24 protein-coding genes are annotated in these 25,310 nt (G+C 64.9%); 7 read left to right on the top strand and 17 right to left on the bottom strand.

Annotated features, from left to right (window positions below; all coding sequences use genetic code 11):
* The coding region (locus tag G8O24_RS34955; RefSeq protein ID WP_188107067.1) for a porin at positions 1-904 on the bottom strand (904 nt) is incomplete at its 3' end.
* Positions 905-1,426: 522 nt separating this feature from the next.
* Here G8O24_RS34955 and G8O24_RS34950 point away from each other — a divergent pair.
* On the top strand, positions 1,427-1,906 hold the full coding sequence (locus G8O24_RS34950) for a MarR family winged helix-turn-helix transcriptional regulator (RefSeq protein WP_188107066.1): 480 nt from the start codon (positions 1,427-1,429) through the stop codon (positions 1,904-1,906).
* A gap of 75 nt (positions 1,907-1,981) precedes the next feature.
* Here G8O24_RS34950 and G8O24_RS34945 read toward each other — a convergent pair whose 3' ends face one another.
* On the bottom strand, positions 1,982-3,079 hold the full coding sequence (locus tag G8O24_RS34945; RefSeq protein WP_188107072.1) for an alpha/beta hydrolase family protein: 1,098 nt from the start codon (positions 3,077-3,079) through the stop codon (positions 1,982-1,984).
* A gap of 489 nt (positions 3,080-3,568) precedes the next feature.
* Here G8O24_RS34945 and G8O24_RS34940 point away from each other — a divergent pair, with 489 nt between their 5' ends.
* A complete protein-coding gene (locus G8O24_RS34940) occupies positions 3,569-4,633 on the top strand; it encodes a ketopantoate reductase family protein (RefSeq protein ID WP_188107065.1) in 1,065 nt (354 codons plus the stop codon).
* A 25-nt stretch (positions 4,634-4,658) separates the two neighbouring features.
* Here the strand turns inward: G8O24_RS34940 and G8O24_RS34935 are convergent, their stop codons facing one another.
* From G8O24_RS34935 to G8O24_RS44625, 4 genes are all read right to left on the bottom strand, one after another.
* Positions 4,659-5,732: an Acg family FMN-binding oxidoreductase gene (locus G8O24_RS34935; protein ID WP_244646189.1), complete on the bottom strand. Its 1,074-nt coding sequence runs from the start codon at positions 5,730-5,732 to the stop codon at positions 4,659-4,661.
* 125 nt (positions 5,733-5,857) lie between these two features.
* Positions 5,858-6,127 carry a hypothetical protein gene (locus G8O24_RS44635; protein ID WP_244646187.1) on the bottom strand — a complete coding sequence of 90 codons (270 nt, stop codon included), beginning with the start codon at positions 6,125-6,127 and terminating at the stop codon, positions 5,858-5,860.
* Positions 6,128-6,283, bottom strand: a complete 156-nt coding sequence (locus G8O24_RS44630; RefSeq protein WP_244646185.1) for a hypothetical protein — start codon at positions 6,281-6,283, stop codon at positions 6,128-6,130. It abuts the gene before it with no gap.
* Between the two features lie 12 nt (positions 6,284-6,295).
* The gene (locus G8O24_RS44625) at positions 6,296-6,463 is read right to left on the bottom strand and encodes a hypothetical protein (RefSeq protein ID WP_244646183.1); all 168 of its coding nucleotides are present in this window, start codon (positions 6,461-6,463) and stop codon (positions 6,296-6,298) included.
* A gap of 425 nt (positions 6,464-6,888) precedes the next feature.
* On the opposite strand from G8O24_RS44625, the gene G8O24_RS34925 reads away from it, so the two are divergent.
* Positions 6,889-7,707: a YkgJ family cysteine cluster protein gene (locus G8O24_RS34925; protein ID WP_188107064.1), complete on the top strand. Its 819-nt coding sequence runs from the start codon at positions 6,889-6,891 to the stop codon at positions 7,705-7,707.
* Positions 7,708-7,812: 105 nt separating this feature from the next.
* Positions 7,813-9,324 (top strand): helicase HerA domain-containing protein, encoded by a 1,512-nt coding sequence (locus G8O24_RS34920; RefSeq protein WP_188107063.1) that lies wholly within the window; start codon positions 7,813-7,815, stop codon positions 9,322-9,324.
* A 5-nt stretch (positions 9,325-9,329) separates the two neighbouring features.
* On the opposite strand, the gene G8O24_RS34915 is transcribed toward G8O24_RS34920, so the two are convergent.
* From G8O24_RS34915 to G8O24_RS34870, 10 genes are all read right to left on the bottom strand, one after another.
* Positions 9,330-10,355, bottom strand: a complete 1,026-nt coding sequence (locus tag G8O24_RS34915; protein WP_244646181.1) for a HoxN/HupN/NixA family nickel/cobalt transporter — start codon at positions 10,353-10,355, stop codon at positions 9,330-9,332.
* A 106-nt stretch (positions 10,356-10,461) separates the two neighbouring features.
* A complete protein-coding gene (locus tag G8O24_RS34910; RefSeq protein WP_188107062.1) occupies positions 10,462-11,202 on the bottom strand; it encodes an ABC transporter ATP-binding protein in 741 nt (246 codons plus the stop codon).
* Positions 11,199-12,047, bottom strand: coding sequence for an ABC transporter ATP-binding protein (locus G8O24_RS34905; RefSeq protein ID WP_188107061.1), 849 nt, complete (start codon positions 12,045-12,047; stop codon positions 11,199-11,201). Before G8O24_RS34905 ends, G8O24_RS34910 begins: the two co-directional genes overlap by 4 nt.
* The gene (locus tag G8O24_RS34900) at positions 12,047-13,870 is read right to left on the bottom strand and encodes an ABC transporter permease (protein WP_188107060.1); all 1,824 of its coding nucleotides are present in this window, start codon (positions 13,868-13,870) and stop codon (positions 12,047-12,049) included. The genes G8O24_RS34905 and G8O24_RS34900 overlap by 1 nt, the downstream gene beginning before the upstream one ends.
* Before the next feature lie 53 nt (positions 13,871-13,923).
* Positions 13,924-15,075: an ABC transporter substrate-binding protein gene (locus G8O24_RS34895; protein ID WP_188107059.1), complete on the bottom strand. Its 1,152-nt coding sequence runs from the start codon at positions 15,073-15,075 to the stop codon at positions 13,924-13,926.
* A 61-nt stretch (positions 15,076-15,136) separates the two neighbouring features.
* Entirely contained in the window at positions 15,137-15,715 is a 579-nt protein-coding gene (locus tag G8O24_RS34890; protein ID WP_188107058.1) for an alkylhydroperoxidase domain protein, read from the bottom strand.
* Positions 15,716-15,730: 15 nt separating this feature from the next.
* A complete protein-coding gene (locus G8O24_RS34885; RefSeq protein WP_188107057.1) occupies positions 15,731-16,330 on the bottom strand; it encodes a CMD domain protein in 600 nt (199 codons plus the stop codon).
* 32 nt (positions 16,331-16,362) lie between these two features.
* A complete protein-coding gene (locus tag G8O24_RS34880; RefSeq protein ID WP_188107056.1) occupies positions 16,363-17,397 on the bottom strand; it encodes a putative FMN-dependent luciferase-like monooxygenase in 1,035 nt (344 codons plus the stop codon).
* A gap of 133 nt (positions 17,398-17,530) precedes the next feature.
* A complete protein-coding gene (locus tag G8O24_RS34875; protein ID WP_188107055.1) occupies positions 17,531-18,325 on the bottom strand; it encodes a MetQ/NlpA family ABC transporter substrate-binding protein in 795 nt (264 codons plus the stop codon).
* A 159-nt stretch (positions 18,326-18,484) separates the two neighbouring features.
* Entirely contained in the window at positions 18,485-19,939 is a 1,455-nt protein-coding gene (locus G8O24_RS34870; RefSeq protein ID WP_188107054.1) for an MATE family efflux transporter, read from the bottom strand.
* Between the two features lie 146 nt (positions 19,940-20,085).
* On the opposite strand from G8O24_RS34870, the gene G8O24_RS34865 reads away from it, so the two are divergent.
* Positions 20,086-20,661 (top strand): TetR family transcriptional regulator, encoded by a 576-nt coding sequence (locus G8O24_RS34865; RefSeq protein ID WP_188107053.1) that lies wholly within the window; start codon positions 20,086-20,088, stop codon positions 20,659-20,661.
* 238 nt (positions 20,662-20,899) lie between these two features.
* Here G8O24_RS34865 and G8O24_RS34860 read toward each other — a convergent pair whose 3' ends face one another.
* The gene (locus G8O24_RS34860; RefSeq protein WP_188107052.1) at positions 20,900-23,221 is read right to left on the bottom strand and encodes a molybdopterin guanine dinucleotide-containing S/N-oxide reductase; all 2,322 of its coding nucleotides are present in this window, start codon (positions 23,219-23,221) and stop codon (positions 20,900-20,902) included.
* 117 nt (positions 23,222-23,338) lie between these two features.
* On the opposite strand from G8O24_RS34860, the gene G8O24_RS34855 reads away from it, so the two are divergent.
* Positions 23,339-23,506, top strand: a complete 168-nt coding sequence (locus G8O24_RS34855) for a hypothetical protein (protein ID WP_188107051.1) — start codon at positions 23,339-23,341, stop codon at positions 23,504-23,506.
* A gap of 16 nt (positions 23,507-23,522) precedes the next feature.
* Positions 23,523-25,310, top strand: a complete 1,788-nt coding sequence (locus G8O24_RS34850) for a peptide ABC transporter substrate-binding protein (protein WP_188107050.1) — start codon at positions 23,523-23,525, stop codon at positions 25,308-25,310.

Here is a 25,310-nt window from a genome sequence, read left to right as displayed (position 1 = left end):
CAACGTGGTTGTCATGCGCCGCAACCGACGCCTGGAACAGACCCCAGGCCTGGTCGACACGCACCGCACCGACGAGGTTCGGCGAACGCGAACCGCCGATGGCGTTGGAGCCGTACGAACCACCGATGATGCCGCCGACGCTGGCGCCGGTCATGTTGAGGTTGCCGGCCTGATAGTAAGCGGTTGCGTCTTCAGCCGAGAACGACGCCGTCACGCCCTGGCCGAAATCGGCCGTGTAGGTGAACTGGGTGACGCCGGTGACGGTGCCGCTGCCGCCGACGAGGTTGTCGACGCTGTTGCCGGGATAGTTGGTCCAGGGCGCGTCGAACTGCGACACGGCCTTACCCATCGTGAAGCCAGCGAACTGGATGAAGGCGTAGTACACGCCGAGCGCACCGGCCGAGGTGTTGCCGTCGGTGCCGTTGATCGAGGAACCAACGAGAGCCGGGGTCGCACCCGAGGTGTTCAGAGCCAGGTTGCCGCTGTAGGCGGTCGCGCCGGTCGCGCTGCCGGTGCCGGAATAGTTGCCGGTCGTCCAGGTGAAGACGCCGTCGAAGAAGGTGCGGACAACGCCGTATTCGGTGGCGGTGCGGGTGTCGATGTTGAGATCTTCACGAGCGCGGAAGGTGTAGTAGTTCGCTAGGCGGTTGCGACCGCCGGGGGTGCCGCTCTGGTTCGGATTGTAGTCCGAGTTGGTGTTCAGGTTCGCGTCAGCGCGCAGGTAGCCACCGAGCTTGATGCAGGTGTCGGTGCCCGGGATGTAGTAGAAGCCGGCGCCGTACAGCGAGCAGATCTTCACGTATTCGACCGCCTTGGCCTTCACGGGGAGATCGGCTGCGAACGCGCCCGAGACAGCCATCAGGCTGGCGGCCGTGCCGAGAAAGAGCGTCTTCGTCAACTTCATTAGTAAGCCTCCAAGTCGGTTCCGGGGGCTCGGCTCCCCGATGGGAGGCCGCTCTGCCCTCTTCAATTTCCGTTCAATCCAGGTCCGCACAGATGGTCCGGAACTGAAACGACAGCGAGGTGCCCCCTCCGTCGTGGAGTCACGTATAGTTTATAAAAACAATCACCTCAATTTGTTGATTTGGTGAATCGTAACTTCGGAACCGAATGTTGCCCCCAAGCAACAGAACGCTGACGCAGTGCGGTAACTTGCAGTTAACTGGCAAGAAAAATGAAAAAGCCCTCAGGGGGCATCCCGAGGGCTTTCTTGGAGGTCTCACATCGCTGTCTATCGACGTGGTCAAGAGCAGCAAATTCTGAGGACTACAGACCTAATTTAATTAATTGCTTTTTGCAAGCAATAAACGGGGCTACCTTTTGGTATAATAGGTCTACTGCCCCATCATGGCTTGCGCGACCGGTCGAGGCCTGTCCTATATCTCATCAAAACAATGACCAAAGCCAAACGGAGGGGACTAGCCGCATGATCGAGAAGAAACTCGACAGGGCGATCAGAGATTTCATCTGGAACGTGGTCGAGATCCATTCTCAGCTGGAGGACATCCACACCAGCTGGGCCGGACTGCTCGGCATTACCGAGCCGCAATGGCTGATCCTGATGGCGATCACCGAGCTCGACGAAGGGCGCGGCGTCGCCGGCATCGACATCGCGACCAAGCTGCGGGTTCATCCCGCCTTCGTGACCAACCAGACCAAGAGCCTCGAAAAGGCCGGCCTGCTGTCGCGGCAACCGGGGGCGGACGATGCGCGCTTCGTCCTGATGTCGCTGACGGCAAAGGCGAACGCCGACATCGAAAAGCTGTCGAAGCGCAAGCTCGCCCTGAACTCGACCATGTTCAACGAGCTCGACGAGAAGACCCTGGCCGAACTGAATGCCACGCTCGCAACGATCGCCAAGAACGCGCGGCTGGCTGCGCGCCTGCTGGCGATCGACGCCTCCTGAACCGCCGATGATCACGAGCGCGACGTCGCTCTCCTCGCGCCGAAGCCGTTCGCTCGCACGTTTCCGGACCGTGGCTCAGAGGTAGGTCACGGCATCGAGCCTTCGCGCGGGCCCGAGCTTGCCGTCCAGCCATTCGAAGATGAAATCATCGACAGCGACGAAATTCTCGACCTCGCCAAGGGGATGCGGGATGCGGTTCGGCACGGCGACTGCGCAATCGGCGCCGGCCTGCCGATAGCCGGCCTGGAGCTTCAGCGCGTCCTGCTCCGTCACCATTGAGCGACTCCCGACGACCACGAGCAGCGGGCACGGGATCCTGCGCGACGGCCGCGACGCATCCGACGCGATGCCGTCATCTGCGATGCCGTCATCGACAGCCGGCTCCAGGCCGCTGCTCCGGCGCAGCCACGCCCGGCGCATGACCGGCGTCGCAAGCCCGCCGTCACATATGGCGGCAGCGATCCTGCGATCGGAGAAGGCAAGGCGGGACGCGTGCGCGGCGCCCACGCCTTCGCCATAGATCGCGATCCGCTGCGGGTCGACATCCGGGCGCGCCTCCAGATAGTCCAGCCAGCATTGAAACGCCTGCTCTGCCCGCGACCGGCGGCGAATGGATAGATGGCCAGCATCGACGAACAGCAGCGACATGCCCCTGCAGAGTGAGGCCGGCAGCAGCCGGCTCACCATCGAGCCCAGGGACGTGCCCGCGTCGCTGACGCAGATGACCACGGGAGCGGTCGGCCCGGGACGGCGCACCGGGAGAAAGAAGCCCGTCAGCATCCCCTGATCGGGGCCATCGATCTCCACGCGTTCGACGGCCGGGCCCGCATCATCCGCAAAACTCCGCAGGCTATGACCCACCTTGTCGGCGAAATCGACATGATCGAGATCCCCCGGACACGCCAGGCTGCGCGCAACCTCCAGCGCCGTCAGCCCGCACAGCCAGGCCTCGCCCGCAGTCTGGGCGGAGCCGTCCTTTCGCACCGTCTCGGCGGTCACCAAATAATCGTTCGCGATTCTCGACCAGTCCGAAATCCACAGATGCCTGGGCGCCTCGCGCGCGAGCTCAGCGACCGACAGGCTTTCGAAGAACCCGGACGCACGGCTGCGCAAACGCGCCAGGTTGCGCCCGGCGCCATTGCAGGCGTCATGAGATCGATGATGAGTATCCATATCAGTACGCCGCCAGCAATTTTCCGGACATTTGCCTGGGACTTCTTGTTTGCGCGCGCTTCGCGGACCGACCGGACGAAACGGCCGGTCTTTGAAACGAGCCGGCTTCGATGCGAAGTTCACCTCGGCTCAACTTGATCGTCACGTCTCAGCTCCGTTGCTGCCCACAGTCGTCGGCGCATTCTGCCATTTTTGCAGCGCGGCATTTGCTTTTTTTGCTGCGACCGGCGCTCAAAAAATAGATTTCGTTGATGACATAGAGGGCACGACAATATGCGGCGGATTGCCGCTTCCTCGTTGCCAGATTGACGGTAGCGAGGAACCATCGGGACCGCTTCATCGGCGCGCGAGATGGCGCAACATACAAGCGGCGCCGGGCCGACCGCCTTGTATGCATTATCCCAGTTGCCATCCCCGACCCATTTGCCTTACATGCCGGCCAACGCACCCTGGGATGACGCCGGGGGCGGGATGTCGAGGGGACGAAACGTGGCGCGCAACATTCTGATTCTGGGAGCTTCCTACGGCTCCCTGCTGGGCACCAAGCTCCTGATGGCGGGACACAACGTGACCCTGGTCTGCCGCGCCAAGACCGCGGAGCTGATCAACCGCGACGGTACCGAGGTGCGCATCAAGCTGCGCGACGAGGCGGTGCACCGCGCGATCTTCTCGCGCGACCTGCCCGGCAAGCTGGATGCGGTGACGCCGCAGAACGTCGACCTCTCCCGCTACGATCTCGTCGGCCTGGCGATGCAGGAGCCGCAATACACCAACCACACGGTCCGCATGCTCATGGTCAAGATCGCGGCGGCCAAACTGCCGTGCCTCTCGATCATGAACATGCCGCCGCTGCCGTATCTGAAGCGCATCCCGGCGCTATCAGACATGGATCTCGAGGAGGCCTACACCAATGCGCAGGTGTGGGAGCGGTTCGAGCCTGGACTGGTGACGCTGTGCTCGCCCGATCCGCAGGCCTTCCGTCCGCCGGAGGAAGCGGCGAACGTGCTGCATGTCGGCCTGCCCACCAACTTCAAGGCGTCGGTCTTCGCCGACGAGAAGCACAACAAGCTGCTGCGCGAGCTCGAGGCCGACATTGACGCGGTCACGCTCGACGGCAAGGACGTGCCGGTGAAGTTGAAAGTGTTCTCGTCCCTGTTCGTGCCGCTGGCGAAATGGTCGATGCTGCTCACCGGCAACTACCGCTGCATCACGCCGCACGAGCCGCAGTCGATCCGCGACGCCGTGCATGGCGACCTCAAGCGCTCGCAGACGATCTACGATCATGTCGACGCCATCGCCCGCCGTCTCGGCGCCGACCCCGCGGACCAGGTGCCGTTTGCGAAATACGCCAAGGCCGCCGAAAGCCTGCTCAAGCCGTCGTCGGCGGCGCGCGCGGTCGCCAGCGGCGCGCCCTTCATCGAGCGCGTCGACCTTCTGGTGAAGCTGATCTCGCATCAGCTCGGCGTGCCCAATGCCGAGATCGACCGCACCGTCGAGACCGTGGACCAGAAGCTGAACGAGAAGATCGTGCAGGGCGGCTCAGGCGCGCAGTGATGGGGCGGCGCCGCGGCGCTACGCCTTACGCGATCACCTGAGCGACGGGCCGGCGCAAGGACTTCGGCAGCTCCGGCCCGGTACCGAAACGCACCACGAGATCGGGCAGGCGCGAACCGAGATCGAGATAGGCAGCAAGCTGGCGGCGGAGGTGCGGCACTTCGACCGGCTGATTGACGAAGGCATATTTCAACCCGAGCGCGGTCGCCTGCAACGCAACGCGCTGGCAGGCACGCCCGACCTCGACCCAACGGGCCGCGTCGTCATGCTCGGCGACGAACACCGCAAGACCCGCCGAGCTCTCGATGCAGGCGCGATACTTGTCGTTCTCGGAGCGTTCGGTGAACACGAACGGCAATAGGGGCTGCGCCAGCCATCGCGGCAAGGCCGGATTGCCCGATGCGCGCGAAAACAGGCCGTCCATGGTCGCGACCGCCTCCCGCTCGCTGAAGCGCAACCAGGCCTTGAGCTCCGCCATGAACCTGGCGTCGCGCATCTGTGTCGTGTTGCCTTCAACAACGTAATCCGTGATTGCCGCCATCCGCTTGCGGTCGGTGACGAGGAGCATCGCAACGCCTTCACCGCGGCCTGCCCGATCGAGCTCGCGCAACAGGTCGGTCGTCACAGGCTTGCCGTCGTAGACCGCGCGCGTCGACTGCCGGTGCGGGATTGCGGCGAGCAGCGGCGATTGCTCCGCCGAAGCGTTCTCGAAATCGGCCATGATCGTATCGGCTTCGAAGCGCAGCGCCGGCCGCAACCCCAGGGCAAGGGCCGCATGCGTCAGATTCTCGGCCGCGCAGCCAAGGCTGACGAAGACATGATGATCGTTCGGATCGACCGCGGGGCAGCGGCGCGAGAGATCCGGCGCGAGGGCGATGCTTCGCGGCCCCAAGGTGAAACGCCATGGCTGGGTGTTGTGGCTGTTGGCAGCCAGCGTCGCATAACGGACGATTTCACTGACGCCGCCTTCGGCGCGCAGCGGCGCCCAGGTAGCGCGCACCGCCTCGTCATAAGTCATGGCCGCGGCGGCGCGCGACGGCAGCGGACGCATTACGGCCGCACAGGCAATCCCCGCCATGAAACTCCGTCGGTTGACCATGCAAGCCTCCGCTTAGTGTTTGGAACAATGCCGCGTGCGAGCGTTTCCGACGTTGACGCCGCGCAAGTTCGGCCGGAAAGCTCGGGACGAGTGGCGTCTGGCCGGATCAATCCCGGTCTGGTCCGTCAGGCGTTCCAGAAAGTTTGAAGCCAGATCAGGCCGGTCATGGCGACGAGCGTGACTGCGCCGGTGCGCGTGACGATCTCCGGCCGCCCCAGGCGTCGCACACCACGACCGAGCATCACGCCCAATGTCACCCACGCAGCGCCTGCCGTGACGATCTGAAGCGCAATCACGGCGATCCAGGGCAAGAGCTCGAACAGGCCGGCGTGGAGCGGCAGTAGCAGGAAGGCGAACACCATCGCCTTCGGATTCAAGAGCGTTGTGATCAGCACCTAGCCAAACGTCACCGGAGCGCCGCCACCAAGCTCCCGCACATTGACGCGCCAGAGCGTGACCGCGAGACCCAGGATGTAGACGGTGACCGCGATGCGAAGCGCGACCGCCGCGAGGGGGACATCGTCGAGGATGGGATTGAGCGCCAGCCGCAACAGCGCGATCGCTCACAGATAACCGCACAGCTCCGCCGCCAGCAGATGAAGCGAGCGCGAGATGCCGATCCCCGCCCCCGATGTCGCGAGCAGAGTGTTGGTCGGTCCCGGCATGGCCAGGAGGAAACAGGTCGCCGTGAAGAAGGTCAGAAAGGTCACGGCCGCAAGGTTAGCAGCCATCGAGCCGGCCGATCTTGATCTGTGTCAGATCAAGTTAGGCTGCCATCACGCAAACGTGTCGGCTCACGCGACGTTCGGGACATGTGGGCAAATATCACGACTGCGTGACGACGGCCGTATCACGCGTCTCTCTTGGCCGCGCGCAGCGCCGAATCGCACCGAGATCGAGCGCAAATGGGTCCGGGCAGCCGGATTGACGTTCGCACGTGAGGTCGAAAGCGGTCACGGCCCGCTGCATCGCCCTGCGTTTGCGCAAGCGCAGCATGCGCGCATTGCGGGCCCGACTTCTTGTCAAAAGAGCGAAGAAATGAGCAGCATATTTGTCTCAATCAGGTGTCTGCAATCTATTTGCCAGTCTGCTGTTCCAGCGGGCCGCACGGTTTGCTGGAACACCAGACAAGCCCGAGGCAACAAGAACAAGAACAATGGACCAGGCAATGTTGAGCGTCGTCCGCGCGGTGGAGGCCGGCGCGACCACGATGAAGAGCGTGATCGACGCCACCGGGCTATCCCGTCTCAAGATCGAACGTGCGTTGACTGCACTCGAGAAGCAGAAGCTGCTGGTTCGCGACGACCAGGGGTTTCGCGCGACCGGCCTACCGAAGTCGGCGTCGCCGACACGACAATGCGGAACCTGCAACGCCTGCTGCGACATCCTCGAGGTGGCCGCGGTGGACAAGCCGGTGAACCAGCTCTGCAAGCACTGGCAGACCGGCGCGGGGTGCACGATCTACGATCGCCGCCCGCAGATGTGCCGGTCCTTCGCCTGCGCCTGGCTGCAGGGCCATCTCGACGAGACCTGGTTTCCCGCGCAGTCCGGCATCATCGTGCATTTCAGCCAGGACGCCGTGAACGTGACGGTCGATGACCATTGCCCGGATCGCTGGCGCGAGGAGCCCTATTTCAGCAAGCTCGCCGAATGGTCACTGAACGGGATCAGGCGAATCGGCAATCGCGGCTATGCGACACTTGTCGTGTCCGGCAAGAGCAAGTTCCTGCTGCTCGGACGCACCATTGTTCCCGAACCGACATTGGCGGGAACGGCATTCCTGCCGCTCACCGCCGATACGTTCAGATTCTGGCGGGCGACGTCGGCCGAGCATCTGCAGCGGCTGCACGAGCGCATCGCCGAGATGGAGCGGATCAGACAGGAATTCGGCGCCTGCGCGATTCCTGACAGCGAGGACGACGATCCGCAGCCCCCCTACCGGCCCGCACTTCTACGGCTTTCGAAGCTCGGCTGAAATCGGCCGTGGGCAACGGGGCGTGATTCGTCCTGTTTTGCTCGACGCATCCCGCTCCGATTGATAAGTCCCTTGCCGCTGATGACGGGGACTTGAGTCGGGGACATGACAGTTGCGATCGAGATGGGGCTGACCACGGCGGGCGCCGCGGCGGCCATGGACCTCGAGGAACTGCTGGCCACCCGGCTCCTGGTGCAAGGCAATTCCGGCTCCGGCAAGTCGCATCTGCTCAGGCGCCTCCTGGAGCAGAGCGCGCCCTGGGTGCAGCAGGCCATCATCGATCCCGAAGGCGATTTCGTTACGCTGGCCGAACGCTTCGGACATCTGGTGATCGACGCCGAGGATCACACCGAGCGCGGCCTTCAGGTCGCGGGCGAGCGCGCGCGGCTGCACCGGGTCTCCACCGTACTCAATCTCGAAGGGCTGGATGCCGAGAACCAGATGCGGCGCGCGGCCACCTTCCTCGGCGGCCTGTTCGACGTCGAGCGCGACCATTGGTACCCGATGCTGGTTGTGGTCGACGAGGCGCAGCTGTTCGCGCCCGCGGTCGCCGGCGAAGTCTCGGACGAAGCGCGAAAACTGTCGCTCGGTGCAATGACCAATCTGATGTGCCGCGGCCGCAAGCGCGGACTTGCCGGCATCATCGCGACGCAGCGGCTGGCCAAGCTCGCCAAGAACGTCGCGGCCGAAGCCTCGAACTTCCTGATGGGCCGGACCTTCCTCGACATCGACATGGCGCGCGCCGCCGATCTGCTCGGCATGGAGCGGCGACAGGCGGAAGCCTTTCGCGATCTCGAACGCGGACAATTCATGGCGTTGGGGCCTGCGCTGTCGCGCCGTCCGCTGCGCCTGAACATCGGTTCGACCGAGACCAGCCCGCGCAATTCGACGCCGCGGTTGATGCCGCTGCCCGAGGCCACACTTGAAGACGCTCGCGCCGTCATTCTCGCCGCGCCGCCGCCGGACGCCAGCCGGCCGCAGCGACGGCCAGCGCCTGACCTGCTCGAGCAGCTCCGCGCGGCCAAGGCGGCCGCGCCCGAGATCAGCCGAGAGGAGGTCGAGGTTCCCGTCAGCGCCGAAGAGCTCGCCGAGCGGCGCGAGCGCGTCGATCGCACCTTGCGCGCCGTCTTGGCCGCGCCCGATGCCGGTTTCCGCGCCATCGGCGTGCTCTATCAGGAATTCGTGGTCCGCTGCCGCATCGAAGGCCTCGGCGCCTCCGTGCCCGACCTCACCGAATTCCGTCGCATGCTGACCCATGCGCGCGCCGGCCTCGGCACTGACATCGCCGAGGACGATGCCTGGCAGGAGGTGACATTGCGGGCCTCGATCCTGCCCGACGACATGCAGGGCGTGTTCATGATGATCGCGCGCGCCGCCAAGGAAGGCTGGCCCTGCCCCGGCGATATCGCCATCGCCCGCGCCTATGGATCGCACTCGCTGCGCCGGGCGCAGCGGTTGCTCGGCTATATGGAGGAGCAGGGCCTGATCGTGGTCCAGCTCGACGGCGGCGGGCGCCGGATCGTCACACTGGTGGAATTGGCCTGGGCGACCGCGCCTGGTGATCCCAACGGCGATGATCAACCGGCCGAGCAAATAGCGAGCGCGGCGTCGGCCTGAGGCCGTCAAGCCGCCGCGAACATGCGGCGGTAGACCAGGCGCGAGACCAGCCAGGCGATCACGAACAGCGCGATCACCGCGAAACCGACATTGGCGAGCGATTCATTGAGAGCGTCGACGAGCGCCCACACCCCGCCGTCAAGTCCAAGCCGATCGGCAATCAAACCAAGTGCCTCGATGCCACCGATGAACAGGGCGACCGCGACGGACGCGCCGGTGATCGTGAGATTGTACCAGAGCTTGCGCATGGGATCGACGAAGGCCCAGCGATAGGCGCTGACCATCAGCGCGGAGTCGGCCGTGTCGACCAGCGCCATTCCTGACGCGAACAGCGCCGGGAAAACCAGGATGTCGGCGAGCGAGGCACCGCGCGCCGCTTCGGTGGCGGAGATGCTGAGCAGGCCGATCTCGGTCGCGGTGTCGAAGCCGAGGCCGAACAAGAGGCCGAGCGGAAACATGTGCCAGGGCCTTGTCACCAGGCGGAACATCGGGCCGAGCAGGCGCACTAGAAATCCGCGATGGGCGAGCAGCGCATCAAGCCCGGCGGCGTCATGAACGCCCTGCTCGCGCGCCGCGCGAAAGGTTCGCCACAGGCCGGCGAAAATCACCAGGTTGATCGCCGCGATGAGCAAGAGGAATAGGGCCGACACCGAGGTGCCGATCAGGCTGCCGATATTCTTGAGCAAACTGTCGCCACCAAGGCTGACGACGCCGAGCGCGAGCAGCATGGTCGCGACCACGACGACGGTGGAATGGCCGAGAGCGAAATAGAGCCCGACGCTGCGCGGCGTCTCGCCCGTCGCCATCAGCTTGCGCACGACGTTGTCGATGGCGGCGATGTGGTCGGCATCGACAGCGTGGCGCAGGCCGAACACCCAGGCCAGCAGCGCGGTCGCCATCACCGCGGGCCGGTCCGCGAACGCCTCGAAGGCCCAAGCCCATGCGGCGACATTGGCGGCGACGAGCCCGCCGAACAGCGACACCATTCCGGGCTCGGCAGCCCACACTGACCATCTCGTCACGACACGCATTCCGCCGCACGCCCATTGCGCCCAACGGTATGATATTTTCACAAAGTAGTCATACTGACCAGTGCAAACCGAAGCCGCCGGGACGACGTTCGTGCATGGGCACGCCTCACGCCGCCTCGGAACCGCCGAGATAGGCGTCGCGCACGCGCGGGTCTTCCTTCAGCGTCCGCGCCGGGCCCGACAACACGATCTTGCCGGTCTGGAGCACGTAGGCCTCGTGTGCGATCTCGAGCGCGAGGCTGGCATTCTGCTCGACCATGAACACCGAGACGCCCTCCGCGTTGATGGCGCGGATCAGTTCCAGCACGCGATCGACATAGAGCGGCGACAACCCCATGGTCGGCTCGTCCATCACGATCAGGCGCGGCCGGCTCATCAGCGCACGCGCCATCGCCACCATCTGCTGCTCGCCGCCGGACAGCGAGCCCGCCCGCTGCGACAGCCGCTGGCCGAGCTTGGGGAACAGCGTCAGCATCTTGTCGAGATCCTGCGCGATCGCCTCACGATCGTTACGCACGAAGGCACCCATCAGGATGTTCTCGCGGACGCTCATGTCGGCGAACAGCCGCCGCGCCTCCGGCACCGAGGCAATGCCGCGGCGAACGATCTGCGGCGTGGTCAGGCCGATCACCGAGGCGCCGTCGAACATCACCTCGCCCGAGCGCGGCTTGACCAGGCCCAGAATGATCTTCATCGTGGTCGACTTGCCGCTGGCGTTACCGCCCAGCAGGCAAACGATATGGCCACGGCCAACGGTGATGGACAGGTCGAAATGCACCTGGGCCTGGCCGTAGAAGGTGTTGACGTTCGACAACGCCAGCAACGGTTCGGGTGCGCCCGTGCTCATGCTGCATTCTCCTGCTCCGCCGCCCCCGACAGCCCGTGACCGAGATAAGCCTCGATCACCTTGGGATCGGTGCGCACCTGTTCGCCCGGCCCTTCTGCGATCTTCTTGCCTTCGTCCATGACGATGACTCGGTCGGAGAGCTGCATCACCATCTCCAGCTTGTGCTCGATCAGGAGGATGGTCAGCCCTTCCGTCTTGAGCTCGGCGACGAGCGCCTGCATCTCCGCGGTCTCGCTCGGGTTCATGCCGGCGGTGGGCTCGTCGAGCAGCAAGAGGCGCGGCTTGAGCGCCAGCGCACGCGCGATCTCGACGCGGCGGCGATTGGCGTAGGAGAGGCTGTAGGCCGGCTGGTCGATCCGCGGCAACAGCCGCTCGCCGAAGCGGGCGACAATGGCCTTCACGTCATCGCGCAGCCGCTCTTCCTCGGCCTTGACGCTAGCGGGTCGCAACAGCGCCAGGCCCAATTCCAGCAGCGGGCCGATCACGGGCACCGCCGGCTTGACCGCGCGCAGCCGCGTGTGGGCGCCGATCAGGACGTTGTCCATCACGCTGAGATTGCCGAAGACCCGGCCGAGCTGGAACGTGCGCGCGATGCCTTGCGCCGCGAGCCGTTCCGGCGAGAGGCCGGTGATGTCCTGTCCCTCGAAACGAACCTCGCCCGCATCGGGCCGGTCGAGCCCGGTGACGAGATTGAACAGCGTGGTCTTGCCGGCGCCGTTCGGACCGATGATGCTGACGAGCCCACCCTTGGCGAGATCGAGATCGATGCCGTCGACGGCGGTCAGGCCGCCGAAGCGGCGGGTCAGCCCGCGCAGGGACAACAGCGGTGCATTCGCTTCCGCCATCAGATCGTCCCCAACAGGCCCTGCGGCCTGAACCGCACGAGCAGCAAGAGCACGATGCCGTAGATCAGGATGCGGTATTCCGCCGCGATTCTGAACACTTCGGGGAGGCCGACCAGCGCCACCGCGCCGACGATGGCGCCGACGACATTGCCGAGGCCGCCGAGGATGACGACCGTCAGCGCCAAAATGGATTGCTGGGTGTTGAAGGTCTCGTGGTTGATATAGGAATAGAGATGCGCGGCGATGCCGCCGCTGACGCCGGCGGCGAACCCGCCGAAGATGAAGGCGAGCGATTTGTAGCGGTTGAGGCTGAGGCCATAGGCGCGCGCGGCGATGTCGTCATCGCGGATGGCGCGAAAGCTGCGGCCGAGATGCGATGAGAGCAGGCGCGCCTGCAGCAACGCGAGCACCACCATGACGGCGAACGCGAACCAGTAGATCGAGGCCGGGCTGATCAAATCGTAGCCGAACAGCGACAGCGGCGGGATGCCGGAAATGCCGATCGGGCCGCGCGTGACGCTTTCCCAGTTCAGGATCACCAGCGACACGATCTCGCCGATCGCAAGCGTCGCGATCGAGACGTAGTGGCCGCGCAGACGGAACGACGGGGAGATCAGGATCGTGCCGAGGGCGGCGCTCATCAGGCCGCCGGCGATGATGGCAAGCCCGACGGGCAGGTTTAATGTCAGCGACAGCAGTGCCGAGGTATAGGCGCCGATCGCGAGCAGCGCGGCGTGACCGAGCGAGACCTGCCCGATGGTGCCGGCCACCAGCGTCAGGCTGAGCGCGAGCATGCCGAGCAGCCAGGCGTTGATCAACGTCTGCAGCACGTAGAACGACACCGGCAGCAGCGGCAGGATCGCGAACACCGCAACCGCAGCCGACAGGGCCCAGCACGGAATGCGCAGCGGCCGGCTCGGCGCGATGAAGGTGCCGGTCAGGGGCTCCGGCGGTGCCTGCCGCGCGCTGGCGAACAGGCCGTTCGGCCGCAGCACCAGCACGACGACCAGCAGCAGGAAGGCGAACAGATTGCGGTAGCTGGTGCCGAATACGGCGACGCCGTAGCTCTCGACGAGGCCCAGCAGAAGGCTGCCGACGACCGCACCCGGCACGTTACCGGCACCGCCGACCACTTCCGCGACGACACCCTTGAGCGTCGCCTGCAGGCTCATCGCGGTGTCGATCTGGTTGTAGTACATGCCGACCAGCATGCCCGAGACGCCGCCGAGCGCAGCCGCGATGCCGAACACCGCCTGATTGACGCGGTTGACGTCAACGCCCATCTGCATCGCCGCGTCACGATCCTGCGAGGCCGCGCGCACTGCCCAGCCGAGCTTGCTGTAACGCAAGAACACGAACAGCAGCAGCGCGCTGGTGATGCCGACGCCGGCGATCAAGAGATCGAGCGGCCCGATGGTGCCGCCACCGACCTGGAAGCGGACATCAGGCAACTGGCTCGGCAGCGCCCGCGGATTGGGCGAGAAGGTCAGCATCACGAGCTGATCCAGCACGAAGCTGATGCCGATGGTCGCCAGCAGCGGCGCGATGCGCACCGAGTTCTGCAGCGGCCGCAGGCCGAACCGCTCGATGATCAGGCCGACCAGGGCGGCCACCACCGCAACAAGGATGATGGTGAGCGGCAGCGGCGTATGCAGCTGCACCACAGCGACCCAGCCGATATAGGCGCCGACCAGATAGATCGAGCCTTGTGCGAAGTTGATCAGCCGGCTGACGCCGAAGATCAGCGCGAGCCCGACCGCAACCAGCGCGTAGACGTTACCGACGATCAGCCCGTTGATGGTGTAGTCGAGCCAGGAAGACACGCGATGGTCCCAATCAGAGAAAAGCGGCCGGGACGAAAGACCCGGCCATCATGTCAGGTCGGCTTGCCGTCCCAAAGCGCGAACTGGCCCTTGCGCACGACGAGCTCGGCATTCATCGCGCCCTTGACGCGGCGGGTTGCGACGTCGAACGTCGCGGTGCCGAAGATGACGCTCGGGACGTCCTTGACCTTGGCGAAGGCATCGCGGATCGCCCTGCGGTCGGTGCCGCCGATCCTGATCACGGCCGCGGCCATGTTCATCGCATCATAGGAATATGCGTTGAAGGCGTCTGGCTCCAGCCCGTTGTACTTCTTCTTGAATCCGGCGATGAATTTCTGCACCTCGGGCCGCGGATCTTCCGGGAAGTAGCGGGTGCCGACGTGCACGTCCTCGACGGCCTCGCCACCGAGCTCCAGGAATTTCGGCGAATAGACCGAGCTTGCGGCGCAGATCACCTGCTTCAGTCCGACCTGCCGCGCCTGGCGCGCGATCAGCGCACCGTCGGAATAATAGGAGATCAGCACCAGACCATCGGGATTGGCATCGCGCACGCGCACCAAGGTGGAGCGGAAGTCGCGCTCCTCGGCGATGTAGCCTTCGGTGACGACGATCTCCGCGCCATATTCCTTGGCGGCGTTGTTGAAATAGTCACGGCTGGTGCGGCCCCAATCAGTGTTGAGATGCAGCACCGCGAGCTTCTTGAGGCCCAGGCTCTTCACCGCATAGCGCGCCAGCAGTGGCTGCTCGTCGGCCTGGCTGACCGAAGTGCTCCACATGAAGTCGCCGCCCTTGGTGAAGTCAGGGTGCGAATTGGTGAAGCCGAATTGCACCAGGCCGCCGCGCTGATAGATCGGCGAGGCCGCCATCGAGGCCGGGCTGGAGAAATCGCCGAGCTCCAGCACGATCTTGGGATCGGACACGAATTTCTGGGCGATCGCGACCGATTGGCGTGGATCGCTCTGGCTGTCCTCGAATTGATAGGCAAGCTTGCGGCCGTCAATGCCGCCGGCGGCCGTGATCTCGTCCAGCGCGAGATCGAAACCCTGCTTCCATTGGGTGCCATATTGCGCGTTCGGCCCCGTCAGCGGACCGCTGACACCGAGCAGGATCGGCTCAGCGTCGGCGAAGGCACTGCGGGAGAAGGCTGCGCCCGCCATCATGGCGAGAGAGCCCTGGACCAGGGTTCGACGATTGATGTTGCTCATGCACGGCTCCATCCAGTCAGGTGTTACAGATAAGCAGCAAGTCTTGTGCCGGTGAAATTGCCTATTTCGAGGGCTCCCCGAGCGACAGCATCAGCCGGTTCGCCCAGTTGAAGAACGAGGCACCGTTGATGACATCGACGATCTCGGCATCGTCGAGGCCCGCTTGGCGCAGCTCCTTGATATTGTCAGGGCCGAACGCAATCGGCGTCGCGGCCAGCGCGACAGAGGCCTTGACCACGGCGTTCCAGCGCTCGCCGAGATCGGCACCAACGCCTTCGTCGAGCAGCTTCTGCACGTCGTCTCGCCGCCTGGAATAAGTGCTGGCAAAGCGCGCATGCACCGAGGCGCAATAGATGCAGCCATTGTAGCGTGAGGTCGCAGCCGCGGCGAGCTCGCGCTCGGCGCGCGGCAGGCCGTCGGCGACGTTGTAGAAGATGTCCTTGTCGGTCTTGGTGCGGGCTTCCAGCACCTCGGGATCGCGCACCAGCAGGCGGAAATATTCCGACTTGGCGCGGGCGCGGTCGACGAGGCCTGCGAAATGCCGCTCTGTCAGCTCGGCCTCGGGCAACGGCTCGATCCAGGAGACCCAGCCGAGCTCATCCTGGGTGAAGACATTGGGCGGATTGACGGTCGCACTCATGATTGCGGGCTCCTCTTATGCGCTTGCCGCGGCGAGCGTGCGCAGGCCGCTGACGACCCGCACCTGGAACGACAGGAACGCAACGAGTTGGGAGAAGGTGACGATGCCGGTGGTCGACCAGCCTGCGGCCAGCAGCGCCTTCATGTCGCTCGACGCCGCATCGCGCGGACGGAACACCAGGAGGTGCGCGTGCTCGAGGGCCGCAGTGAGCCGAGCACCGAGTCCAGGCTTGCGATCCGCGCTCACGCGATAGATCAGTCCGGCCGTATTCTCGATCGACAGCGGACCCGCCGGAAACGAGCCATATGGCCCCGAGGTCTTGCCGCGCGCGATCTCGACGTCGATTGCTTCAAGCAGAGCCGCTCCGCCCGCGCTCGCCGCGAGCTTGTCGCGATAAAAGCTGGCTACGGGCGACTCGCCATGGAGACCGGTCACGAAGGTTGCAACCGCGGCACGTTCGAGCAGCGAGAAACCGCCGGCATCGATCGGCTCGAACAGAGACAGATAGCTTTTCTGCGCGTTCTCGCGCGCTTGCAGGCGCTTGGCGCGAATGGCGTCCAGGGCCGAGCCCGGCTTGATCCCGGCGAGTGTGTCGATGATGTCCGGCGTAGTCATCTCAAGGCCTCGTGCAATCCATCAAATCCCGCCTAGCCCGCCAGGGCCACTTCGGGCGCCGTCCGGGTCCAGCCCAATGCCGGCGCGACCTTGTCCGCCACCAGCTCGATCGAGCGCAAAACGTAAGGGTGCGGCGCATCGACCGAATGGACCTGGAAGACCAGATCGGTGATCCGATCCAGCGTCGCATCGGACCGCAGCGAGGCGATAACCTCATCTGGCCCGCCGACATGGGTGTCGAACGCGGTGATCATCTCCTCCAGCGTCTCGCCCGGAGGGAGGTGACCGCCCTTCATGAACTGCGGCAGTGCGCGGCGGAGCCCGATATCGGCCAGCCGCAGCGCCTCGCGATGATCGTCGGCGACGAACACGCTGCGCGAGGCCATGATGCGCGGTTCGGCGCCCGGCGGCAGCGCTTCGAGATAGGCATCGATGATCGGATTCTGGATCTCGGCGAGCGTGGCGTTCGGCGCGTCCTTGGCCCGCGGCTGGGTTCGCGACAGCAAGAGGCCGTCGCCGGCCTTGCCGGCGCGTACGCCACCCGCCACCGAGAAGGTCGCCTGCCAGATGCGCTTGTCCAATTGCGGCCGCTGCGGATAGAGCGTGTCGCCGCCATCAAGCGGCTTGCCGGTCAGCGCCTTGCGGACCACCTCCAGATTGCGGGCAAAGATCTCGTTGCGCTGGGTGCCGTCGAGGCCGAAGGCGGCGAAGGCCGATGGATTGCCGCCGGTGCCGACGCCGAGTTCGAAGCGGCCATTGCAGAGCAGGTCGAGCACCGCCGCATCCTCCGCCACCCGCACCGCACTCTCCAGCGGCAAGGTGACGATGCCGGTGCCGAGACGAATGCGCGAAGTCTGGGCTGCGACGTAGCCGAGGAAGGTGAAGGGCGACGGCAGGCCGCCTTCGCGCTCGTGAAAATGGTGCTGCGCGATCCACGCGGAATCCAGCCCCGCCTTCTCGGCGCGCACGATCTGCTCGGCGGCAAAGCGGTAGCGCTCGGCCGCCGGGGCTTCATCGAGCAGTCGCGTGAAAAATCCCAGGCGTTTCAGATTTGCAAAGCGTTTCATACGACCCCTGTCGGGCGAGATTGGCCACGGGAACCGATGATGTCGGTTGCTGGAGCCGGAGGCAAGCAGGCAATGCGCAAGGCTGCCCGCCGAGATCAGGCCCCTGCGCTGGACCTTTGGCCAAGCAGACTGCCTACCAGCTCGGCAACACCGCGCCCTTGAACTTGGTGAGGACAAACTCCTTCACCTCGGGCGTGTGATAGCTGTCGACCAGGATCTTGACCCAGGGCTTGTCCTTGTCGGCGCTGCGCACCGCGATCAGGTTGACATAGGGTCCCTTCGGATCCTCGCGCAGGATCGGGTCCTTGACGGGATCAAGGCCCGCCTGGGTTGCATAATTGGTATTGATCGCGGCAGCATCGACGTCGTCGAGCGCGCGCGGCGCCTGCGCCGCGTCGACCTCGATGAATTTCAGCTTTTTCGGGTTCTCGGTGATGTCGAGCACCGTCGGCTTGAAGCCAACGCCATCCTTCAGCTTGATCACGCCCTTGTCGCGCAACAGCAACAACACGCGGCCGCCATTGGTCGGATCGTTGGGGATCGAGACCTTGCCGCCCTCGGGAATATCGGCGAACGCCTCGTGCTTCTTCGAATAGACGCCGATCGGGAAGTTCACGGTGAGGCCAACGGCCTCGATCTTGTAGCCGCGATCGGCCTTCTGGTTGTCGAGATAAGGCTGGTTCTGGAACGAATTGGCCTGGATCTCGCCGGCGTCGAGCGCCGCGTTCGGCACCACATAGTCCGAAAACTCGAGGAGCTGGATATCGAGCCCCTGCTTGGCGGCGATCGGCTTCACGGCTTCCAAAATCTGAGCATGCGGTCCCGGCGTCACGCCGATCTTGATGGTCTCGGCTGAGCTTGCTGCCGACCACGCGGCGAGCACCGTCGCGAGGATCAAAGCGGGGCGAAACGACATCTTGGTCTCCATGGGCGAAATGATTGGAAACCCTATTCGCTTCTCCGGCGGGCGAAATCAATGAAATGAAAATCCATATAAACCGGCCACGATGGGCGAAGCTTCTCCGTTCACCGCAAAATGGAAAATGAACGCAAATTGCGGCAGGCGCGAGCCGCGCGCAAGCCCTTCCTAGGCGCGCGGCTCGGCGCGCCAGGTCGACGGCGAGAGCATGATCAGCACGCAGATCGCGGCGTAGGCGGCCAGCGACATCGTGACCATGGTGGCAAGACCGGTCATGCCTGCGCCGAAATACGCAACGGCAACCCAGCCGCCGCCGGCGGCGATCAGGATACGCGCGACCGCGGACATCAGCGGACCCATCGCCCGGCCGCTGCCTTGGGCTGCGAATGACGTGACGAAGCCGAATCCCAGCGCCGCATAGGCCGGCGCGACGATGCGCAAATACGTCATGCCCTCATTCACGACGTCGGCGTCGTGGCTGAAGAGATGCAGCCAGACCGTCGGGAAGATCGCGACCAGCAGGCCGATGGAGCCCGTCATGATCATGCCGGCGGCGCCGCTGACCCAGCCGATCCGCCGCGCCCGCGCGGTCTGGCCCGCGCCCATGTTGACGCCGACCATGGTCAGCGTCGCAGTGCTGATACCGAACAGGAGTGGGATCATGATGTAGTCGAGCCGCGAGGCGATGCCGTAGCCGGCGAGCGCGGAGGTGCCGAACAGGCCGACCGCGCCAGTGACGAGAATGACGGTGAGATTGGTCAGCACCGCGTTGAGCGCTGTGGGGATGCCGACCTTGAGCATGTCGCCGAAGATCTTTGCGCGCAGCGGCACGATGTGGAGCCGCAGACCCGAGGCGCCCGAGGACATGTAACGCAGCAGGAACAGCATCGCCGCGCCATAATAGAGTCCGAAGGCGACGCCGGCGCCGCCGATGCCCAGGCTGGGCACCGGTCCGAAGCCGAAGATCAGGAGTGGCGAGACCGGAATGGTCACGAGCGCGCCGATCAGCGTCACCAGCGCCGGGACCTTGACATTGCCCGAGCCGCGCAAGGCTGCGGCCTGGAGGTTGACGATCCAGACTGGAATGGCGCCGGCGAACAAATAGCTGGCATAGGTGACCGCCGCGTCGAGCGCGCCGTCGCGGCCGCCGAGGGTTCGGAACAGGGCCGGGCCGCCGAAATGCGCGCCGAACGTGAACAGCCCGCCGGCGATGATCGCGAGCACGATGGCGTGGAACAGCGCCGCATCCGCATCGTCGCGTCGGCCGGCGCCGACCGCGCGCGCCACCGACGAGGCGACGCCGGAGCCGAATCCGCCATTCGACATCATGGTCATCAGCATGAAGATCGGGAACACCAGCGCGGCGCCGGCCAGCGCATCGGTGCCGAGATAGCCGACATAATAGGCCTCCGCGATGTTCACCGCGGTCTGCGCCACCAGCACCGTCACGGTCGGGGCCGCGAGCTTGAGCAGGGTCGACAGGATCGGCGCGGTCAGCAACGCGGCACGGCGCTGATCGCTGGCGCTCTGGGCGGGTGGTGCGGCCGAACGAACCGGAGCCGCCGCGTCGACGGCTGCGTCGGCGGCGGACAAGGGCAGTGCGGCGACGTCCTCGGCTGACATTCTCAGGGTCCTTTCCGCCAGGCCACGACGGCACGCGGTCATTGCATTATCCCTATAATGTCTTATTATGATCGTAATGCAATAGGGATATTGCTCACGGTCCCGTGGCCACCCGTTCGGGCGGATGGCGGCAAGGAACAGAGGCCATGCGCTACGACAAGGGACACAAGGACGAGACGCGCCGGCACATCCTCGATGTCGCCTCCGCACAATTCCGCGAGAACGGGATCGCCGCTGTCGGCCTTGCCGGCATCATGTCGGAGGCGGGTCTAACCAATGGGGCCTTCTATACGCACTTCGCTTCCAAGGAAGAGTTGGTGCGGGAGGTGCTGGCTGATGCGCTCGCACGGCGCGAGGCGCGGCACAAGGCCAATATCGAGAACGGCACCGCCATCGAAGCCACGATTCGCGACTACCTCTCCACCCGACACCGCGACCGAACCGGTGCCGGCTGCCCGACCGCCGCGCTGGTCGCCGAGATCGCGCGACATCCCAAGCCAACGCGCCAGGCCTTCACCGGAAAAATCGCCGATATCGTCGGCCTGATGGCGGAGCAGATCAGGCACGGCACCCCGGAAGAACGGCGGCGCAAGGCGATCGCGATCTATTCGACCATGGTCGGCGCGCTGCAATTGGCCCGGGCGGTGTCCGACAGGCAATTGTCCGACGAGATTCTGGATATTGCCGTCGGCACAGCGATCGCCATTGCGAACGAAAGCTGAGGCATTCGTTGCATCGAACGCCCATGTATGGCGGTTTGGCGGCGGCTGAAATGAATCTTTGGCCGTTGCAATACGGCGAAACTTGATGTGCTGGCCGCGGAGAGGTTAGCGTCTGCACGCGGCCTTACAACTTCCCCAAGTTCGTTGAGTTCGCACTGGATCGCCGCCTGAATCTGCTTTCTGGCCGGCGGTCCAGTTATAACCTCCACGGGCAGGACAGGCTCGGTCCTCGTGCACGCTACACCGGATCGAACGCCCGGATCGGCGGCAGATTGCCGGTGAACTTCTCAACCTCCACCGTGGTGAGCTGGCCTGTGCAGCCTTGCGCGAACGACGAGGTGCCGATGTCGCGCGTCAGCACGTTCGGATTGCCGTGGACGCAGAGCGGTGCGTCGTCGTGGGGATCCATCGGATCGTACCAGGCCCCGGTCGGCAGCTGCACGACACCGGGCGCGATGCCGTCGGTGACATGGACCGCGGCCAGGCACGCGCCGCGTTCGTTGAACAGGCGGATGATATCGCCGTCGACGATGCCGCGCGCGTTCGCATCACCGGGATTCATCCGCGCGACCTCCCGGCCGCGATGTTTGGCGGCAAGCGAATGTCCGCCGAAATCGAGCTGGCTGTGCAGGCGCGTCACCGGCTGGTTGGCGACGAGGAAGCATGGCGCGCCCGGCTTTGGCGTCTCGCTCTTCTCGAGCCAGACGGGATGGCCGGGACAATCCGCGTCGCCATGACCTGCGATCTTCGCGGAATAGATCTCGATGCGTCCGCTCGGCGTCGGCAGCGGATGCGCGAGGGGATCCTCGCGAAAACTGCGCAAGCGGCCCCCATCGTCGGGCTGCTGCGGCACGACCAGGCTGCCGCGCCTCCAGAACTCCTCGAAGCTCGGGGCCTCGAGACCGCGCGTGGCAAGCGAGGCGCGGGCCGGCTCGTAAAGATGCTCCAGCCATTGCCGCGAGGTGCGGCCCTCGGTGAAGGGCTCGCGGGCACCGAGACGATCGGCAAGATCAACAAAGATGTCGTAGTCGTCGCGCGCCAGTCCATATGGCTCGGCAAGCCGGTGCATCGCGATCATCAGGGGATCATTGCTGGAATAGCCGATGTCCTCGCGCTCCAGCGTCATGGTCGAGGGCAGCACGATGTCGGCATGGCGCGCGGTCGCGGTCCAGGCGAGCTCGTGCACGACCAGCGTGTCGACCTTTGCAAAGGCCTTGCGCAGGCGGTTGATGTCCTGGTGGTGATGAAACGGATTGCCGCCGGCCCAGTAAACCAAGCGGATGTCCGGATAGGTGCGCGTCTCGCCATTGTAGCGATAGGTGCCGCCGGGATTGAGCAGCATGTCGGCGATGCGCGCGACCGGAATGAAGTCGCGGACGCCATTGCGGCCCTGCCCCAGCGTCGGCCCGGGAATGTCGTTGACGCGGCGGCCGTAATAGCCGATCGCACCGAGCGAATAGGCGTAGCCGCCGCCAGGAAGACCGATCTGGCCGAGCGCGGCCGCCAGCACCATGCCCATCCACACCGGCTGCTCGCCGTGTTCGGCGCGCTGCAGCGAATGCGAAACGGTGATGAGCGCGCGCTTGCCGGCAAGACGCCGCGCCAGCTGGCGGATCGCCTCGGCATCGATGCCGCAGATCACAGCGGCCCATGCGGCGTCTTTGGCTTGGCCGTCGCTCTCGCCGGCAAGATAGCGCAGGAACACCGGCCAGCCCTTGGTGTAGCGATCGAGGAAGGCCTGGTCGTGCAGACCTTCGCTGACCAGCGTGTGGACCATGCCGAGCATCAGCGCTGTGTCGGTACCGGGGATGCAGGTCATCCATTCCGCGCCGGCCTCGACCGGCAGATCCTCCCGCAGCGGGCTCATCAGGATGAACTCGCAGCCGCGCTTGCGCGCCGCCGCCATGGCGCCCCGTTCGACATGCTTGCTGATCGAGCCACCCGCCACCATCGAGTTCTTCAGTGCCATGCCGCCGAAGGCGAGCACGATCTCGCTCTTTTCAGCGATCTGCTCCCAGGTGACATTGCGCTTGGTGATGTCCTCGTAGCCAACGAGGATCTGCGGCAGCAGCACGGAAGACGCGCCTGAGGAATAGGAATTCACCGAGCGGACATAACCGCCCATCGCGATGTTGAGGAATCGGTGCACCTGGCTCTGCGCGTGATGGAAGCGGCCCGCGCTCGACCAGCCGTAGGAGCCGCCGAACACGGCGCCGGGGCCGCGCGTATCGCGGATGCGCGCCAGCTCGTCGCCGAGCAGACCGAGCGCCTTCTCCCAGCTGACGGACACGAATTCGTCGCGGCCGCGCCTGTCATCAGGCCCCGGCCCGCGCTCGAGCCAGCCGCGACGGATCGCAGGCTGGGCGACGCGCGCCTGATGGCGCAAGGCGCCCGGAAAATTGTGGATGATGCCGTTCGGATCGGGATCGCCCGCATACGCCCTCACCTCGAGTCCGGCCTCGCCATTGCGTGCGGAAAACACGCCCCAATGCGACGTGTGCGGCTTGAATCCATCCGACAAATCGAGGCCGGGGTCAGGGAAGCCGATCGTATCGTCCATCGCGTGGCCCTCAATCGCGAAGCGCCGAGCAGGCGGCTCCGGTTGCAATCATCTAGCCAATATAAGGAGGGCAGCACGGGCAGGGCAATTGATTACCGGTGCCCGGAACCTGCGTGCATGGCCGCATGCGCGCGGATCGCACCCTTGGTGGCGGAGTTCAAGCTCGAAGCTGCATCCGTTGTCATCCGCACCCAGCATTTCGTCGCACCGCTTTCCACCATCGTCGCCATTGCCGCTTCGCGCCCGATGCAACATGATGGAGCGCCGGTGACGACTGTTCCTTGACGGTGGAGCTCATCCGATGGACGAAAACGACATCCGCGGACTCATCGCGGAAGTGAAGCAAGGCACGCTGTCGCGACGTTCGTTCATCCAGACGATGGCAGCGGTGGGCATCGCAGCGCCAGTTGCGAGCCAGATCCTGCTCTGGAACGACGTGGCGATGGCGGACGCAACGCTTCCCTACAAGCCGGCCAAGGCGGGCGGCGGCGGCCCGCTCAAGATGCTGGTCTGGCAGGCCCCCACCTTGCTCAATCCGCATTTCGCGCTCGGCACCAAGGACCAGGTCGCCTCGCGGGTCTTCTTCGAGCCGCTTGCCGGCTGGGACAAGGAAGGCAACCTCATCCCCTGCCTCGCCGCAGAAGTCCCGACCAAGGCGAATGGCGGCCTCTCGGCCGACGGCACCAGCGTGATCTGGAAGCTGAAGCAGGGCGTGACATGGCATGACGGCAAGCCTTTCACGGCCGACGACGTCGTCTTCACCTGGGCTTATGCCGCCGATCTCGCCACCGCCGCCTACACCACGGGGTCGTACAAGGACATCACGGTCGCGAAGATCGACGACCACACCGTCAAGGTGATCTTCAAGGCGCCGACCCCGTTCTGGGCCGATCCCTTCGTGGGCGCTACCGGCCAGATTCTGCCAAAGCACCATTTCGGCGACTATGCCGGCGCCAAATCGCGCGAGGCGCCGGGCAATCTGAAGCCGGTCGGCACCGGTCCCTACAAATTCGTCGAGTTCAAGCCGGGCGATCAGCTCCGGGCCGAACGCAATCCCGACTATCACGTCAAGAACCAGCCCTATTTCGACACGTTCGAGATCAAGGGAGGCGGCGATGCAGTTTCCGCAGCGCGCGCCGTGCTGCAAACCGGCGAATACGACTATGCCTGGAATCTGCTGGTGGAGGACGAGATCCTCAAGCGCATGGAAGCCGGCGGCAAAGGCAGGGTGGAATTCACCATATCCGGCGGCCTCGAGTTCATCATCCTCAACACGACGGACCCTTGGACCGAGGTCGACGGCGAACGCTCCAGCGTCAAGACCAAGCATCCGACGCTGTCCGATCCGGCGGTGCGACGGGCGATCAACCTTCTGGTCGACCGCGAAGGAATCCAGAAATTCATCTACGGCCGCGCCGCCGTCGCAACCGCGAGCTTCGTCAACCAGCCCACCCAATTCAAGTCGAGCAAGCTGAACTACGCGTTCAACGTCGACAAGGCGAACGAAATTCTCGACCAGGCCGGCTGGAAGATGGGCGCGGACGGCATCCGCGAGAAGGACGGCAGGAAGCTCAAATACGTATTCCAGACTTCCATCAATGCCCCGCGGCAGAAGGCCCAGGCCATCGTCAAGCAGGCCTGCCAGAAGGCCGGCATCGACATCGAGCTCAAATCGGTGACGGCCTCGGTATTCTTCTCGTCCGACGTCGGCAACCCCGACACCTACTCCAAATTCTACTGCGACATGGAGATGTACAACACCACGATGCCGCAGCCCGATCCGGAGCGCTTCCTGAACCAGTGCGTCTCCTGGGAGATCGCGAGCAAGGACAACAAATGGCTCGGCCGCAACGTCTCGCGCTGGTCGGATCCCGAGGCCGACAAAGCCTACAAGGCAGCGCAGAACGAGCTCGACCCGGTCGAGCGGGCCGCGCTGCTGATCAAGGTCAACGAGATCTTCTGCGAGGCGAACGTGTTCCTGCCGCTGCTGTCCCGCTACATCGTCGGCGGCGCCATCAACGGTCTCATGACCGACATCTCGGGATGGGACGTCACGACCTGGAATTTGGCGAGCTGGTATCGGAATTGA

The sequence above is a fragment of the Bradyrhizobium campsiandrae genome, assembly GCF_014529705.1.
Taxonomy (GTDB): Bacteria; Pseudomonadota; Alphaproteobacteria; order Rhizobiales; family Xanthobacteraceae; genus Bradyrhizobium; species Bradyrhizobium campsiandrae.
The sequence above is the reverse complement of the archived record's forward strand: the minus strand, read 5'-3'. Positions and strand labels throughout refer to the sequence as shown.